Source organism: Mechercharimyces mesophilus (assembly GCF_059818345.1).
Genome location: NZ_JCBAPH010000001.1, coordinates 534,755 through 549,364, shown reverse-complemented (window position 1 = coordinate 549,364; position 14,610 = coordinate 534,755). Strand labels below are relative to the sequence as shown.

Sequence of the window (14,610 nt, the reverse complement as noted above, 5' to 3'; positions counted from 1 at the left end):
TCTAATGGTTTCACTTTACAAACGAGCGTAAAACATTCATCATTTCATCAATAGAAGCTTCTCCTTCTCCCGATTGAATCGCGTGTGTCAAACAACTCTTTGTATGCTCTTCCAGCAAAGACAAGCCAATGCGATTCGTTGCTGATTTAATCGCTGCCAACTGAATCAGTATATCCATGCAGTAGCGGTCTTCTTCCACCATCTTGTGAACACCGCGCACTTGACCTTCTACACGCTTTAAGCGCTGAAGTAATTTTGCTCTCTCTTCACTCATGTCAACCTCCTGGAAAGTAATTATTTATACTATACCCTAGTAGGGTATAAATTGAAACAAATTTTTTTTACAAAGACGTCCAAAATGCCCAAAACTCCTTATGGCATGCTTAACACAAACTTTCGTGCAAAACATAAAAGACGGAGGCAAGCGTCTTCGCCTACCTCCAACTGCAGCTTCATTTCTTTTTACACTCTATCATAAACTAAAAATCGAAGTTATCGGGATCCGGACCATAACGCTTATCCTGATTCAAGTTGTCCAATTGATTCATATCATCAGGAGACAACTGAAAATCAAAGAGGTCTGCATTTTCATCGATTCTTTTTTTGTTACTCGATTTCGGAATGACAACCACACCATGTTGTAGGTTCCAACGAAGGGCAATTTGCGCTGGTGTTTTCTGATGCTTTTCCGCCAACTGACGGATCACAGGAACGTTGACGATATCCCCTTGCATAAGAGGACTCCAAGCTTCTAGTTGAATGTCATGCTCCCGGCAGTAAGATAACAATGGTTTCTGTGTGAGATAGGGATGGCACTCCACCTGGTTCACCATCGGCTTCACATTGCTATCTTGTATCAAATCCTCAAGGTGCTCTATTTGAAAATTACTTACCCCAATCGCACGAACTTTCTTCTCTTTGTACAAATCTTCAAGTGCTCTCCACGTATCTTTATACTTTCCTGCGACCGGCCAGTGGATAAGGTATAAATCGATAGTATCCAAACCAAGGTTTTTTAAGCTTCGCTCAAATGCTTCACGCGTAGAAGCATACCCTTGATCTTCGTTCCACACTTTCGTAGTAATAAAGAGCTTTTCTCGTGGAATGGTTGACTCTCGTATGGCCCGCCCCACTTCCTCTTCATTTTTGTATATCGTTGCTGTATCGATGTGCCGATACCCTGACTGGAGAGCGGTATGAATGGAATCGTCGACGGTCTTCCCTTTCATTTTCCAAACACCCAAGCCCAGGGCAGGCATCTCCACCTGATTACTTAATGTAAACGTATTGCTAATGGACTGAACCATGATGTCATCCTCCTTGTAGTTAATTGAACCTCCCCCACCTACGCTACGCTAAGAGGTGCGGGATTCTTGGGAGCTCCCATCTAGTGACAGGATCGATTCCAAGCTTACACCGTCGTCCCAACGGCAAGAATCCTTAATCCTTCTTTCAAGATGTTCAGGGAGGCGTTGATGTCTCGGTCATGATGGGTGCGACACGCTGGACATGTCCACTCCCTTAGATTGAGGTTTTTCACCTCCTTGTTTCGGTAGCCACAGGAAGAGCATAGCTGACTGGAGGGGTAGGATTTCCCTACCTTCATGACCGTTCTCCCATACCACTTGGCTTTATACTCGAGCATGGCGACAAACTCCGACCACGAAGCATCGGTGATAGACTTCGCCAACTTGCGGTTCTTCACCATGTTTTTTACCTGTAGGTCTTCGATGCAAATCGTTTGGTTTTCACGTATCAGCTTGGAAGACAGCTTATGTAAGAAATCATGGCGGGCGTTCGTGATCTGTTCGTGGATGCGAGCCACTTTGATTCTCGCTTTGTGCCAGTTGGAACTACCTTTGGTTCGACGACTCATGATGCGCTGTGCCTTCGCCAACTGTTTTTCATAGTGGCGGAAATACGCAGAAGGCTTGACTTTCGTCCCATCGGTAAGGATAGCGAAATCCTTGAGACCAAGATCCACCCCAACCGATTGATTGGGATTGACAGGAGCATAAGGGCTTTGGTTCACCTCGCACAGGACGGATACAAAGTACTTGCCTGATGGACTGCGACGGATGGTAGCCGAAAGAATGCGTCCTTTTACCTCGCGGGACTTGGCAAACCTCACCCATCCTAGCTTAGGTAGCTTGATTCGATTGGCGACGATACTGACACGAGGACGCTGATTCTTCTTTTCAATCTTGGTTGTGTAGGATTGAACCATGTTCCGTTTACTTTTAAAGCGGGGTCGCTCGTTTTGTTTCTTGAAAAATCGCCCAAACGCATCATCGAGGTTTCTAAGAGAAGATTGCAGGGCGTGAGCATCCACTTCTTTTAACCAATCAAACTGTTTTTTCAATTCCGTAAGGAGCTTCACGGAAGCGGTGTACGTTAATCTTTTACCAGACTCTTTGTATTCTTCGTGGGATTTGGCAAGAAAGTGATTGAATACAAAACGACTAGAGCCAATGGATTTGTTCATGAGCGTCGTTTGTTCCTTGGTTGGATACAAACGGAACTTAAACGCCTTGTGCATCTTATCCCCTCCCTTTTTCCCTTGATTCTGAATAGAACTTTTGATCACGTCCAACGGCGCTCCACCCGTTGTGAACAAACAAAAACTTCTTGACCAAAAATACGCTTTCCATCATTCCTTTCTTACATGGGGAAACTCTTTTTTGATCACACGAGAACTCGCACTCTTATAAGCGTTAATAAACGTTGACAATTCTGTTTTCGGGTGGGCTTTAAACAACACATGGACAGGATCATGATCATGGTTCCATTCTAGTAAGGTAATAGGATACTTGCTACCGATATGAACGAACATTTGCCTAGCTCTCTCTGATAATGGATCATTGATTCCTTTTCTTCGGTATTTAATGACAAGAACCAAGTGATAAGTGAGACTGAAGGCTGAATGATTATTGCTATCTAATTTCATTTATATAACAACCTTTTTTCTAGTTAATTCTGAATATATCATAGAGGGCGCTCTCAAACAAGAGCCTTTCGGCTATCGCCGAACTGAAATTCACCACCCACTTGAGCCTCGCTTGAAGTGGGTGGTGAATTTCAGCAAGAAGGATAGATCTATCTCTAAACAAATACCCTTCATCATCCCTCCTCACTTAGACCGAAAGAGTCTCATTCCATTCAGCGTAACGAGTAGGGTCGCTCCCATATCGGCGGCAATCGCAATCCACAAGGTGAGAATGCCTGGGAAAACGAGTAAAACGGCTAACAGCTTGGTCACGAGAGCAAAGGTTATATTCTGCTTCACAACCCGCATCGCTTTTTTTCCTAAGCGAATGGTAAAAGGTAGACGGGACAAATCATCCCCCATCAAGACAATATCGGCGGTTTCCAACGCTGTATCCGATCCAGCCGCTCCCATGGCGATGCCTACTGTAGCTGTCGACAAAGCAGGAGCGTCGTTGACACCATCCCCGATCATCCCTACACGCTGATGCTTTTTGATGAGAGCGTGCACTTGTTCCACTTTCTCATCAGGTAATAATTCGGCATACACATGACCAATTCCTACCTGCTGGGAAATGGCTTTGGCGGTATCTTGATGATCCCCCGTCAGCATCGCTAGATCGGCGATGCCCGCTTGATGGAGAGATTGCACCATGGACTTACTTTCTTCACGCAAGCGATCCGCTAAACCAAGCATTCCCTCTACCTGTAGAGGCGTACCAACCATAATCACTGTTTTTCCTTGATCGCGTAACTGAGAGGCTCTTACCCTCATCTCTTCATCGACACAACCGAAAGATTCGAAGAGTGCCAAGCTACCTACGTAGACTTCCTCCCCATCTACTTCCGCACGTGCTCCTTTACCCGTAAACGCCTCAAAGTTCCGACTTGCCAATAGCGGGTAATCATGATGTTTCGCATCATGGAGAACCGCTCGCGCCAAGGGGTGTTCGGAGTACCGTTCCACCGAGGCGGCACGCTGGATCAATGTCTTCTCATCCATGTCGGCATAGAGAACGCGATCTGTCACTTCGGGCTCACCATGGGTGAGGGTTCCCGTTTTATCAAAGGCGAGCGCACGTAAGTTAGCTACTTGTTCTAGATAAACGCCCCCTTTAACCAAGACACCTTGCTTGGCAGCGTTACCGATCGCTGACAAAATCGTCACGGGTGTGGAAATAACCAAAGCACATGGACAAGCGACGACCAACAGGGTAAGGGCACGATAAATCCATTCTTCCCAGCTCGTCGCCAATAAAAGTGGCGGTAGTATGGCAATCGCAAGCGCTAGCCCCATAACCAGCGGGGTATACCAGCGCGCAAACCGGTCGACAAAAGCTTGAGCAGGTGCTTGTTGCGCTTGCGATTCTTCCACCAAGCGAATGATCTTCGCGATGGTTGTATCTTCTACACGCTTCGTAACAACCACCTCGAGCGAACCACGCTGATTCAACGTTCCTGCAAACACTTCGTCATCTATCTCTTTCGCTACAGGGACCGATTCACCCGTAATCGCCGCTTGGTTCACCATGCTTTTACCAGAGCGAACCATTCCATCCATCGGGATTTTCTCGCCTGGACGCACCCGCACGATATCTCCCACTTCAATCTCTTCTACGGGAAGGCTCACTTCTTTTCCATCTTTTACAACCAGTGCGGTCCGTGGTGCAAGATCCATGACAGAGCGAATCGAGCGACGAGCGCGATCCATCGAGGCTTTCTCTAGCATTTCACTAATGGCAAACAGGAGAGCGACGACCGCTCCTTCCCGCCATTCACCGATCAAGGCCGCCCCCGTTACAGCAATCGTCATCAGGACGTTCATATCAAATTGGAGACGCGGTAGATTGCGCAATCCGCGGAGAAACATCGTATAGCCACCCGTCAGCGCTGCCACTCCATAAAACCATACGCTTGTTGCACTACCTATCTGTCCAGTCCAATCCGCCCAAGCACCAATAAGAAGAAACAACATAGATAAGAGGACGCGGGTACGGGTCATATCCCATTTCTTTTTTTGTGATCCTTCTGTTGCTTTCTCCGCTTCCACCACTTTGATTCCATCAAATTTCCCTGCTTCGTTCAACTCTTTTAAGGTAGCCTTTCCTTCGACTCGCAATTTGAGCGAACCAAAGTAAACCGTAGCGTCCTTGACACCAGAGATGTCCTTCACATTATCTTCAAACTTACGAGCGCAGTGAGCGCAAGATAAATTTTCTAATTTGTATGTGCTACTCATGACTCTTCCCCTCTTTCGCATGTTCCAGCGCCATCTGAATCATGGTGATTACATGGTCATCGTCCAGAGAATAGAATACCCATTTCCCCTCCTTGCGCGACTTCGCCAAGCCATGGTTTTTCAGGAGGCGAAGATGGTGAGAAGCGGTTGCGATCGATGTTTGCAATACATTGGCGACATCACAGACGCAACACTCTCCCTCCTCTGCTAACATATAGGCGATCTGGAGGCGCGTATCATCTCCCAACGCTTTGAAGATACTAGATACCCCTCCAAGGTTCCAATCCAGTCCTTTTAATCGCTTCACTTTTGCTTCGTCGTAACAAACCACATCACACGTTTCTTTCTGTTGCTTAGGATTATTCTTGGTAGATGCCATGCCTTCTCCTCGATTCATTCTTATGTTTATTTGATTGTAGTGTAGCATAAGGAGGAAACTCATTTCAATGTTCAAATGAACATTTTATTGTTATTGTATAGTAGCCCATGAGAGCGAGCGGTAACGGGAGATTTGTGCCTCTTCAAAACCTTACTCTTCTTACGTCCATGCGGGGCACCTCGTTCAAGAAGATGTGCCAGCACTTTTGCTGTCGCACATATTTACAGTAAACGGCTTGCACACGAAAAAACCGCACCCTCTAAGGTACGGTTTTTTTGTTGCCTGCTATTCCCTCTATACAAAGAAAACATCTACTCCCAGTATAGCCAAAGAGTGCGATTCTCTTTGTAGAGCCTTCATCAATCAAGCATCAACTGCTGAAAAACTTCCACAAACCCCGGGAAGGAAACATCGATCGCCTCTGCATTTTCCACTGTTACTCCACCAGTGGCAATCAGACCAGCGACAGCCGCCATCATGCCAATGCGGTGATCGCCATGACTATCACAGGTGTTTCCCGTCAGCGGTGTGGGTCCTTCGATGACCAGTCCATCTTCGGTCTCCTCCACTTGCGCTCCGAGTTTTATTAATTCCGTCGCAGTGGACCGAATGCGGTTCGTCTCTTTTACCTTTAATTCCGCTGCATCCGTGATGAGCGTCCGCCCTGTTGCTTGTGTTGCCAGTAGCGCAAGAATCGGGATTTCGTCAATGAGGCGCGGAATAAGTTCTCCCCCGATAGGTGTCCCTTTCAGCTCGGACGGATGAACGGTGATATCTCCTACTGGTTCTCCGCAGTGGGTCGCCGTTTCGACAATGGTCAGCTCCGCTCCCATCGCCTGCAAGGCATCCAAGATGCCCGTTCGTGTCGGGTTTAGCCCGACGCTGCGAATCGTTATCGTACTCTTCGGTACAAGGAGGGCGGCTACTAACACAAAGGCGGCAGAGGAGATATCTCCCGGTACCTGTACTTCGGTTGCCGTCAACTCTTGTCCTCCCTTAACCGCTACTGCGCCTTCCTCCACCGTGAGATCGATGCCAAAACTGGGAAGCATCCGCTCGGTATGATCCCGCGACAGCGATGGTTCGCTTATACGCGTCACACCTTCTGCTTGTAAACCGGCTAACAGGAGACACGACTTTACTTGTCCACTGGCCACCGGACTTTCATAATCGATTCCCGTCAGTTCGCTTCCCCGAATTCCCAGAGGCGTATAACGACCACCTGCTCGCCCATCTACCTGCGCACCCATTTGGCGTAGTGGACGGATTACGCGGTCCATCGGCCGACGGCCGATCGACTCATCTCCCTGTACCGCAGAGTAAAAAGAACAACCTGCTAAGATACCGACCAAAAGGCGAATGGTGGTACCAGAGTTCCCCACGTCCAAAAAGGAAGCAGGTTCCGTCAATCCCCGCCATCCTTTTCCTTCAATAATAAGGGACGTTTCTGATTCCTGCCGAATCGCTACACCCATGCGTCTGAAACAGTCTACCGTCTGCCGGCAATCGGCACCAGGTAAAAAACCTTCCACACGGGTCGTGCCATTGGCGATGGCACCAAACATGACGGCACGATGGGAGATCGACTTGTCTCCCGGCACCGTCACCTCTCCTTGCAGACGCCTTGGCGGTTTGAGTTGGATTTTTTGCATCAACATCGCCTCATTTGTTTTCTTTCTTATCTTCACCATCATAGACCGGATATCCATGGTTTCGCAAGACGGAGAGGGCTCGATTGAGCGCTTGTTCCTTCGCAAAAACCAGCCTCATCACTCCCTCACGATCCTCGCGGTTTTCCATCACTCCGATGTTCTGGATGTTTACTTCTTCCTTTGCAAGCAGCTGAGACACTTCAGCGATCATGCCTAAGCGATCGGGCACATCGAGATAACATTCGTACACCGCAGGTAAGGCTCCGCGTTTTCGTTCAGGCAAACGTTCGCGTGAGGATTTAGCCTGAGCAAAGAAGGATTCAATTCCGTCGGCATCCCCTGTAGCAATCGCCGAGCGAATCCCCTTCATCTCCTCCAACCAATCATCCATCAAGTTGAGCAGGGGCTCTTGATTGGATAAAAGGATATCACGCCACATAACAGGGTCAGCTGCCGCCACACGCGTTAAATCGCGAAATCCTCCTGCAGCCAAGCGATGAAACCACTCATTCTCTTCATTATAATGATCTACCTGTTCCACCAATCCCGAGGCAATGATGTGAGGCAAATGGCTGATGGCTCCCACCACCCGATCGTGATGAGCAGGGGCCATCATCACCAATTTGGCACGCGTGGCTTCTTCCAGAAGGCGCGATAATGCCCCTACGTGTGCCAATGGAATATGAGGAAGTGGCGTCAAAACAAAGTAGGCATTTTCAAAGAGAAGCGCATGTGCCGCTTGTACACCGGTCCGATGGGAACCGGCCATCGGATGACCTCCGATGAAGCGGTTTCTCAACTGTGGCAACACGTTTGCATGCTGCACGATCTCTTGCTTTGTACTGCCTACATCGGAGATGATGCATCCTCCTTTTAGAGGCATGCTATCCAACTGTGTCAGTAACTCTTTAGAAGCCCTTACTGGAGTAGCAAGGAAAATAAAGTCCGCATCTTGAACAGCGGGCGCAAGCTGGGTATGCCCCCGGTCGATCACACCGAGAGACTCTGCCACCACGAGGCTTTCGCTCACCGCATCATACCCTTCAACAATCAGGTCGGTCCGCTCTTTTAAACAGAGTGCCAGCGACCCTCCGATAAGACCAATTCCTAAAACCACCGCTTTTAACGACTTGGATGAGTGTGATACACCGTTGTTATTTCTCATGGTCATCTGCCACTAACGCGCGAAAGAATTGTCGAATCTCTTCCCAAGCGGTTTCCGCATTCTCTTCTTTTGTCAACACAGCCGCACGTTGCTCTATCTGTCGGACCAGCGCACTTCCAACAACAACTGCATCCGCTTGTTGTAAGAAGCGATCCACATGCTCCCTATTGGAGATGCCAAATCCAACCGCCGTCGGCACCTTTGATACTTCCCTTACCGTTTGTAAAAAAGAATCGACACTGCTGGCGAAAGAAGCGCGGGTACCGGTCGTACCCAGTGAAGAGACGCAATACACAAATCCGCGCGCGGTCTCTGCAATTTTTTGCACCCGTTCCTCTGAAGTGGGAGCGACAAGGGGAATGAGACATAAGTCAGCCTCGTCGGCCAACTGGCGCAATTCCTCGCTTTCCTCGTAAGGAAGATCCGGTACGATAAAACCATCCAACCCGTGATTTTTCGCTTGTTTCACGAGTTCGTGCAAGCCAAATTGGAGAAGGGGATTAATATAGGAAAACAGAATAAGAGGTGCCTTCACCCCACGTTCACGCGCCGCTTGTGCAAGTTCCAACACCCCACTTAGGGTCATGCCCGCTGACAATGCACGCGCCGATGCATCCTGAATCACAGGTCCATCGGCCAACGGATCGGAATACGGAACGCCCAATTCGATGGCACACGCTCCTTCTTGATCCAACAATTGAATCAATTGCAGGCTCGCCTCTCGATTGGGATCACCTGCGGTTACGAAGGGAATTACCTTTCGTCCTGCTTTTTGAAATGACTGTTCAATACGATTCATCCTTCTCTCCTCTCCAGTCCCGCACGAATGGACTCTACGTCTTTATCGCCACGCCCAGAGAGACAGATGACGACGATTTCGTCGGGTGCGCGTTGCGCAGCAATACGCACCCCTTCAGCTACCGCGTGGGCAGATTCAAGTGCTGGCAGGATTCCTTCTTTCTGAGACAGCAATTGCACAGCATCCAGTGCCTCTTCATCGGTTGCTGTGGTATAACGAACACGGCCACTATCTTTTAAATAGGCATGTTCCGGTCCTACTCCAGGATAGTCTAGACCTGCCGAAATCGAATGCGGAGGAGAGATCTGTCCATGCTCATCTTGCAGAAGATAGGTAAGTGAACCATGGATCACGCCAGGTCTCCCTTTCGTCAAGGTAGCAGCGTGCTGATCGGTCTCTACCCCATGACCAGCAGCTTCAACCCCATGTAGGCGCACTTCTTCATCTTCTACAAATGGCGTAAACATGCCAATCGCATTGCTGCCACCACCTACACATGCAATCACATCGTGGGGGAGTTTCCCTTCTTTCGCTAGTACCTGCGCCCGCGTTTCATCCCCGATAACGCGCTGAAAATCACGTACCATAGTGGGGTATGGATGTGGTCCCACCACAGAACCGATGAGATAGAAAGTATCATCTACGTGGCTCACCCAGTAGCGGATCGCTTCATTGGTCGCATCCTTTAGAGTGCGTGTTCCCGATGTGACGGGAATCACTTCCGCTCCCAAGAGCTCCATGCGAAAAACGTTTAACTTCTGCCGTCGGACATCTTCTTCTCCCATAAAAACTTTGCATTCCATTCCAAAAAGAGCAGCCACGGTAGCCGATGCTACTCCATGTTGGCCCGCTCCTGTTTCGGCGATCAATTTCTTTTTGCCCATCCACTTGGCGAGTAGCCCTTGCCCGAGCGTATTGTTTATCTTATGTGCACCCGTATGATTGAGATCTTCCCGCTTGAGATAAATACGAGCACCACCCGCATGCTTCGTCAACTGCGGAGCAAAGGTCAGAGGGGTCGAGCGACCCGAGTACTCTTCTAGCAGAGTGTCCAACTCCTGGCGGAATCCTTTATCCGCTATCGCTTGGTGATAACCCGCTTCCAGTTCATCTAATGCATTCATTAATGTCTCAGGTACAAAGCGACCGCCAAATGCACCAAAACGGCCCTTCAACCCTTCATTCTGTTTACTGCGCTGTTTGCTTGTCATAGCTTCTCACCCTCTCCACAAACTGCTCCATCATCCGACGATCTTTGCTGCCATTCTGCTCAATCCCGCTGGAGACATCTACCCCATCTGGCGCATAAGTCCCCACTAGTTGGCCCACATTTTCTGGAGTGAGACCACCAGCCACCCATACATCGACCCCCTGCGCACGCCAAGGATTCGCAAACTCGGGAATGCCTTCCCATGAAAAGGATTGACCCATTCCGCCAACGCCGGAATCGAGTAAAACCTTTTCCACATAGGGGGCGTAGGCTCCTACATCCAGAGTACTTTCACCTTTGTCCATACGAATCACTTTGATCAAGGGGACACCTAGCTGTTCATACAACTGCCGACATTGCTCCGCCGATTCCTCTCCGTGAAGCTGAATCTGATCGAACGTGGCGTCAGCCAGCCAACGGCTCGCCTCAGCCACTGTCGGATTTTTCATCACACCCACTTTGACAATGGAAGAGGGTAAGCGCTTCGTCAACGTTGCCGCATCCTGCGGTGTAACGGTCCGTTTGCGATTGGGAACGAGTATAAAACCGGCCGCATCGATATCAAGAGAGGCACAAATGTCCACATCTTGCAGACGTTGCAGGCCACACAGCTTAATTTTTGTCCTCAAACCGATTGCCCCCTTAGCTCGCGCAAGGTAGAAGCCGGATCTGCCTGCCGCATGAGGTACTCACCAATGAGTACACCGTCCACCTTGGCAGAAGCTAACCGTTCGTAATCGGCAAGCGAGTGGATGCCACTCTCACCGATAATCGGGAGAGAAGAAGGGAGTTGCGGACGTAGCCGCTCAGTCTGAGCAAGGTCCGTCGTAAATGTAGAGAGGTTCCGATTGTTCACACCGATAACATCCGGCTTGGCTGCAACCGCACGAGCAATTTCTGTCTCCTCATGGATTTCCAGCAATACTTCCAAGCCAAGGGAGTGCGCCGCCTGTGTTAGCTGAATCAATCTTTCTTCTTCTAGTAGTGTCGCAATAAGAAGAATCGCATCCGCTCCCAAGAGGCGACTTTCCAATATTTGCCGTTCATCTAGAATAAAGTCCTTGCGCAGAACGGGCAGTGCAACCGTTTTTTTGACCAACTCTAAGTTTTTGGCGTCAGCCTGAAAAAAGGAACGATCCGTCAGCACGGAAATGGCCGCCGCACCGCCTGCTTCATATTGTGTGGCAATCGCCACCGGATCGACCTGTTCCTGAATCACCCCACGCGAAGGCGATGCGGGTTTTACTTCGGCAATGATCGCCGGACGCTCATCTGTCCGTTTGATAACCGCTGCCAGCGAACGACAAGGAGGAAGGGAGGCGACACGCGCCTCTTCTTCCTGGGGAAGTCGCTCTTTTAAGTGGGTGATCTCTTCTTGCTTTACCTTAGCAATCCGTTCAAGAAACATGAGAGATCCCCTCCTCGTCGCGGAATTTACCTTGTACCATCTGGTTTAGTTTCTCCATAGCACGGCCGGAATCGATCGCTTCCGCCGCCATCGTGATTCCTGCTTGAATATCATGGGCCAGCCCGGCAAGCTCAATGACAGCACCTGCATTGGCTAGAACCACATCTCGTTTCGCTCCATGCTCACCCTGTAAAACTTGACGTGCCAGATCTGCGTTCATTTCCGCATCGCCTCCCGCTAGATCGGCTAAGCTGGAACGTTTTAACCCTAATTCTTCAGGAGTCACCGTATAGGTGGATACTTCACCATTTTTCCCTTCCGAGATCTTCGTTTCTGCGGTGACGGAGATCTCATCAATGCCGTCCATCCCGGCAACCACCATGACATGCTTTGCTCCCAAAGCCAGCAGAGCTTGCGCCACCGGTTCGGTTAATGCCGGATCAAATACCCCCACCAATTGCCGTTTCACCCCAGCTGGGTTGGCGAGCGGTCCGAGCAAGTTAAAGCTAGTACGAAAACCGAGCTCTTTCCTTGTTGGCATCACATGCTTAATCGCTTGATGAAAGAGAGGAGCGAAGAGGAAGCAAATTCCTGTCGTTTGCAAGGCACGGGCCGCCTCTTTCTCCGAGAGACCAATATCGACACCCAATGCCTCCAAGACATCCGCGCTTCCGCTCTTTCCCGAGACGGCTCGGTTGCCGTGTTTAGCCACTTTGACGCCGGCGGCCGCCGCGACAATGGCGGCTGTGGTAGATACATTAAATGTCCTACCGCCATCGCCTCCCGTACCACACGTATCGACCGCATCTTCATCTACACCAGTCAGACGAAGGGCTTTATCACGCATAGCCGCTGCTAAGCCGGCTAATTCCTCTACGGTTTCTCCTTTCATACGCAAGGCTGTCAATGCTGCACCCGCCTGAGAGGGAGTCAGATCCCCTTCCATCATGGTCGCCATCAGTCGACTTGCTTCCTCGCGTGATAAATCGTGTCCGCTGACCATTTTTGATAGTGTTTGCTGGATCATTTCTCTTTCCTCCCATGTAGTTCACCCGTGTGAAATAAGTGTTCTGCGACTTGGAGCGCACGAATCATGCCACGTGCCTTATTACAGGACTCCTCGTATTCTTTCTCCGGTACCGAGTCTGCAACGACACCACCGCCCGCTTGGATGGTGGCTTGTCCTCCTTTAAAGTGAAGGGTTCGAATCGCAATACAGCTGTCCAGATTGCCCGAAAAAGAAAAGTAACCAATAGCGCCCGCATAGGTTCCACGCGGACCGGGTTCCATCTTCCCGATCAATTCCATCGCTTTCACTTTAGGTGCACCACTTACCGTTCCTGCTGGAAAGCAGGCCGTAAAGGCATCCATCGCTGTGTTCTCTTCTGCCAACTCTCCGGTCACATGCGAAACCATGTGCATGACGTGCGAATATTTCTCAATTTGCATCTCTTCCGTCACTTTGACTGAACCATAACGTGCCACCCGTCCGATATCGTTGCGACCGAGATCAAGAAGCATCACATGCTCGGCCCGCTCTTTCTCATCCGCTAAAAGCTCTTGCGCCAGTCTAGCATCCTCGGCTTCATTTGCTCCACGTGGACGAGTGCCTGCAATCGGCCTTGTCTCCATCAAGCCATCGGTCACACGCACCAGCATCTCAGGTGAGGTGCCCACTACCTTCTCTTCCCCTAGCGAAAGGTGATACATATAGGGAGAGGGGTTAAGAGTTCTTAGCACTCGATACACCTCGAGAGAAGAAGGTGCATCCTCCCACGTCCACCGCTGGGAAGGAACAATCTGAAAGATATCGCCTCGGCGAATATGCTCTTTGGCTTGCTCCACCACCTGACAATAGGCTTCCTTGGTCGTATTGGAACGTACACGTGCCTCGTCCAGCACAACATCCAACGGATGGATAGAAGAGACCGACGCCGACTCCCTGTCGGGAATTTGCAACTCTTCGATCCACGCTTCAATCTCTTTTTTCGTTTTTTCTATCTTGGCAGTCAGTGTCGCTTCATCCACTTGTGGCGGAACGTGTAGGTTGATGACTAAGGTTAAGTCTTGCTTCAAGTGATCATAGATCATCAACCGATCACAAAAAACCACGTGTACATCATCCACATCAGGATCATCTTCTCCCTCAGGACGTGCAACCGCTTCAAATGTTGTTACGGCTTCGAAACCGACATAACCGACACCCCCACCTAGAAAAGGTGGTGCGCCTTCCAGTTGAGGTGCCTGATAGCGAGCGAGAATCTCCTCTAACACCTTCATCGGTTCATCCGATTTCATTTTTTCTGTTTGATCCCCTTCAGTCACGCTCACTACGCCTTTGCGGGAGCGAAAAATCAAAAAAGGGTCCGTGCCAATAAATGACCATCGGCCCCTACGCTCCCCTCCTTCAGCGCTTTCCAGTAAAAATGAATAGGGTTGGTTCGCCACTCGTTGGTACAAGCGAATGGGCGTTTGCATATCGGCAAACAGTTTCTTGCCAATCGGAATCATCGCATACTCTTGTGCGAGTTTCCGCAACTCGGTCATACTTGGAAAATACACATCGGATCCCCCCTTATATTTCACTCCCTAAAAGACATAAACAAACGTGCAGAAAGAAGTAAATTCTACCGTTCATCTTCCCTTTTACTTAGACAAAAAAGTTCGCCATCCCATAAGACGCACGAAAGGAGAAGAAAGTCCACCTATAAAAGAACCAACAACAACCTCTACCGTGAGATCGTTGATGGTATAAAAAAAGACGAAGGCTTCC

Annotated in this window: 13 protein-coding genes and 1 pseudogene; 1 reads left to right on the top strand and 13 read right to left on the bottom strand. The window is 49.6% G+C overall.

The features are described from left to right. Positions 1-10: 10 nt before the first annotated feature. A complete protein-coding gene (locus tag AC6RGY_RS02915; protein ID WP_499859701.1) occupies positions 11-274 on the bottom strand; it encodes a metal-sensitive transcriptional regulator in 264 nt (87 codons plus the stop codon). A gap of 9 nt (positions 275-283) precedes the next feature. On the opposite strand from AC6RGY_RS02915, the gene AC6RGY_RS02910 reads away from it, so the two are divergent. After that, positions 284-478: a hypothetical protein gene (locus AC6RGY_RS02910; RefSeq protein ID WP_499861442.1), complete on the top strand. Its 195-nt coding sequence runs from the start codon at positions 284-286 to the stop codon at positions 476-478. Position 479: 1 nt separating this feature from the next. Here the strand turns inward: AC6RGY_RS02910 and AC6RGY_RS02905 are convergent, their stop codons facing one another. The 12 genes and pseudogenes from AC6RGY_RS02905 to trpE all read right to left on the bottom strand — a co-directional run bounded on the left by AC6RGY_RS02905 (position 480) and on the right by trpE (position 14,399). Then, complete coding sequence (locus AC6RGY_RS02905; protein WP_499859700.1) at positions 480-1,307, bottom strand: aldo/keto reductase; 828 nt, start codon at positions 1,305-1,307, stop codon at positions 480-482. Between the two features lie 104 nt (positions 1,308-1,411). Next, positions 1,412-2,947 (bottom strand): annotated as a pseudogene (gene tnpB, locus AC6RGY_RS02900) (IS200/IS605 family element RNA-guided endonuclease TnpB). Positions 2,948-3,130: 183 nt separating this feature from the next. Further along, positions 3,131-5,224 (bottom strand): heavy metal translocating P-type ATPase, encoded by a 2,094-nt coding sequence (locus AC6RGY_RS02895; RefSeq protein ID WP_499859699.1) that lies wholly within the window; start codon positions 5,222-5,224, stop codon positions 3,131-3,133. Next, a complete protein-coding gene (locus AC6RGY_RS02890; RefSeq protein WP_499859698.1) occupies positions 5,217-5,603 on the bottom strand; it encodes an ArsR/SmtB family transcription factor in 387 nt (128 codons plus the stop codon). The genes AC6RGY_RS02895 and AC6RGY_RS02890 overlap by 8 nt, the downstream gene beginning before the upstream one ends. Positions 5,604-5,962: 359 nt before the next feature. Next, positions 5,963-7,255, bottom strand: a complete 1,293-nt coding sequence (gene aroA, locus AC6RGY_RS02885) for a 3-phosphoshikimate 1-carboxyvinyltransferase (protein ID WP_499859697.1) — start codon at positions 7,253-7,255, stop codon at positions 5,963-5,965. Between the two features lie 10 nt (positions 7,256-7,265). After that, positions 7,266-8,420: a prephenate dehydrogenase gene (locus tag AC6RGY_RS02880; RefSeq protein WP_499859696.1), complete on the bottom strand. Its 1,155-nt coding sequence runs from the start codon at positions 8,418-8,420 to the stop codon at positions 7,266-7,268. After that, a complete protein-coding gene (gene trpA / locus AC6RGY_RS02875; protein ID WP_499859695.1) occupies positions 8,410-9,219 on the bottom strand; it encodes a tryptophan synthase subunit alpha in 810 nt (269 codons plus the stop codon). The genes AC6RGY_RS02880 and trpA overlap by 11 nt, the downstream gene beginning before the upstream one ends. Further along, positions 9,216-10,430 (bottom strand): tryptophan synthase subunit beta, encoded by a 1,215-nt coding sequence (gene trpB / locus AC6RGY_RS02870; RefSeq protein WP_499859694.1) that lies wholly within the window; start codon positions 10,428-10,430, stop codon positions 9,216-9,218. The genes trpA and trpB overlap by 4 nt, the downstream gene beginning before the upstream one ends. Continuing rightward, a complete protein-coding gene (locus AC6RGY_RS02865) occupies positions 10,408-11,058 on the bottom strand; it encodes a phosphoribosylanthranilate isomerase (protein WP_499859693.1) in 651 nt (216 codons plus the stop codon). The genes trpB and AC6RGY_RS02865 overlap by 23 nt, the downstream gene beginning before the upstream one ends. Then, positions 11,055-11,837: an indole-3-glycerol phosphate synthase TrpC gene (gene trpC, locus AC6RGY_RS02860; RefSeq protein ID WP_499859692.1), complete on the bottom strand. Its 783-nt coding sequence runs from the start codon at positions 11,835-11,837 to the stop codon at positions 11,055-11,057. Before trpC ends, AC6RGY_RS02865 begins: the two co-directional genes overlap by 4 nt. After that, positions 11,827-12,864 carry an anthranilate phosphoribosyltransferase gene (trpD, locus tag AC6RGY_RS02855; RefSeq protein ID WP_499859691.1) on the bottom strand — a complete coding sequence of 346 codons (1,038 nt, stop codon included), beginning with the start codon at positions 12,862-12,864 and terminating at the stop codon, positions 11,827-11,829. Before trpD ends, trpC begins: the two co-directional genes overlap by 11 nt. Beyond that, positions 12,861-14,399, bottom strand: a complete 1,539-nt coding sequence (trpE, locus tag AC6RGY_RS02850) for an anthranilate synthase component I (RefSeq protein ID WP_499859690.1) — start codon at positions 14,397-14,399, stop codon at positions 12,861-12,863. The genes trpD and trpE overlap by 4 nt, the downstream gene beginning before the upstream one ends. Positions 14,400-14,610: the final 211 nt, after the last annotated feature.

Coding starts and splice junctions, on each gene's coding strand:
- AC6RGY_RS02915 (WP_499859701.1), bottom strand. CDS start 274: ATGAGTGAAGAGAGAGCAAAATTACTTCAGCGCTTAAAGCGTGTAGAA.
- trpC (WP_499859692.1), bottom strand. CDS start 11,837: ATGTTTCTTGAACGGATTGCTAAGGTAAAGCAAGAAGAGATCACCCAC.
- aroA (WP_499859697.1), bottom strand. CDS start 7,255: ATGCAAAAAATCCAACTCAAACCGCCAAGGCGTCTGCAAGGAGAGGTG.
- trpA (WP_499859695.1), bottom strand. CDS start 9,219: ATGAATCGTATTGAACAGTCATTTCAAAAAGCAGGACGAAAGGTAATT.
- AC6RGY_RS02880 (WP_499859696.1), bottom strand. CDS start 8,420: ATGAGAAATAACAACGGTGTATCACACTCATCCAAGTCGTTAAAAGCG.
- AC6RGY_RS02905 (WP_499859700.1), bottom strand. CDS start 1,307: ATGGTTCAGTCCATTAGCAATACGTTTACATTAAGTAATCAGGTGGAG.
- AC6RGY_RS02895 (WP_499859699.1), bottom strand. CDS start 5,224: ATGAGTAGCACATACAAATTAGAAAATTTATCTTGCGCTCACTGCGCT.
- trpD (WP_499859691.1), bottom strand. CDS start 12,864: ATGATCCAGCAAACACTATCAAAAATGGTCAGCGGACACGATTTATCA.
- AC6RGY_RS02890 (WP_499859698.1), bottom strand. CDS start 5,603: ATGGCATCTACCAAGAATAATCCTAAGCAACAGAAAGAAACGTGTGAT.
- trpB (WP_499859694.1), bottom strand. CDS start 10,430: ATGACAAGCAAACAGCGCAGTAAACAGAATGAAGGGTTGAAGGGCCGT.